Origin of the sequence: Rhizobium sp. PRIMUS64, assembly GCF_023006465.1 — a bacterium.
GTDB classification, from domain to species: domain Bacteria; phylum Pseudomonadota; class Alphaproteobacteria; order Rhizobiales; family Rhizobiaceae; genus Rhizobium; species Rhizobium leguminosarum.
The window spans coordinates 1-1193 of sequence record NZ_JALBGX010000295.1; the positions used below are offsets into that span (position 1 = coordinate 1).

1 protein-coding gene and 1 pseudogene are annotated in these 1193 nt (G+C 64.9%); both read left to right on the forward strand.

The genetic code is table 11. The features are described 5' to 3' along the window. Nucleotides 1–272 (forward strand): annotated as a pseudogene (locus MOV76_RS39175) (hypothetical protein); the annotation flags it as partial. Further along, on the forward strand, nt 269–1171 hold the full coding sequence (locus MOV76_RS39180; protein WP_247266602.1) for a terpene synthase family protein: 903 nt from the start codon (nt 269–271) through the stop codon (nt 1169–1171). The pseudogene MOV76_RS39175 and the gene MOV76_RS39180, both read left to right, overlap by 4 nt. Nucleotides 1172–1193 lie beyond the last annotated feature (22 nt).

Here is a 1193-nt window from a genome sequence, read left to right on the forward strand (position 1 = left end):
AAACCGCCTATGCGCTGTTCGCGTTGCACGTGATGGATGGGCGCGAAGAGCCGACAGGGCGCGCCCGCATCGCGCTGGCGGTCGCGCACGCGCTGGAGTGGATGCTCGCTCGCCATGGGGCGCATGAATTGCCGCAAACGCCGCTGTGGATCGGCAAGGAATTGTATTGCCCGACCCGGGTCGTGCGCGTGATCGAACTCGCCGGCTTGTGGCTGGCTCTTCGTTGGGGGCGGTGCACCCCGGCCGAGGGAGCAGGAGGAATAGCGCAATGATCCCGACCGAAAGCGCGCTGCAGCAAGTACTGGAGTGGGGGCGTTCCCTGACCGGATTCGCCAACGAACATGCCGTAGAAGCAGTTAGGGGCGGACAGTACATCCTGCAGCGTATCCAACCGAGCTTGCACGATATCAGCGCCCGCACCGGCCGCGATCCGCAGGACGAAAAGCTGATCGTGACGTTTTATCGCGAGTTGGCGCTACTGTTTTGGCTCGACGATTGCAACGACCTTGGCCTGATCGCGCCGGAGCAGCTGGCCGCGGTGGAGCAGGCGCTGGGGCAGGGCGTGCCATGCGCGCTCCCCGGTTTCGAGGGATGCGCTGTGCTGCGCGCTTCCCTGGACGCGCTCGCCTACGATAGGCGCGACTATACTGAGCTTCTTAACGATACCCGGTGCTACTGCGCGGCGCTGCGCGCCGGACACGCGCAGGCGGCGGGGGCGCAACGCTGGTCGTACGCCGAATACTTGCACAATTCCATCGATTCGATCGCCTACTCGAACGTGTTCTGTTGCCTGTCGTTGCTATGGGGGCTGGACATGGCGACCCTGCGCGCGCGTCCGGCGTTTCGCCAGGTGCTGCGGCTCATCTCCACGATAGGGCGCCTGCAGAACGATCTGCATGGATGCGCCAAGGATAGGTCGGCGGGAGAGGCCGACAACGCTGCCATCCTGCTCCTGCAGCGTTATCCGGCTATGCCTGTGGAGGATTTCCTCAACGACGAGCTGGCCGGCCATGCGCGCATGCTGCACCGAGTGATGGTGGAAGAACGCTTTCCTGCACCATGGGGACCGTTAATCGAGGCCATGGCGGTCATTCGCGCGAAGTACTACCAGACCTCGACCAGCCGCTACGGCAACGATGCCGCGGGGGGAGGCCAACGTGCGCCGGCGTGAACGCGCGGGAGGCGGCGGCGTG

Coding starts and splice junctions, on each gene's coding strand:
- MOV76_RS39180 (WP_247266602.1), top strand. CDS start 269: ATGATCCCGACCGAAAGCGCGCTGCAGCAAGTACTGGAGTGGGGGCGT.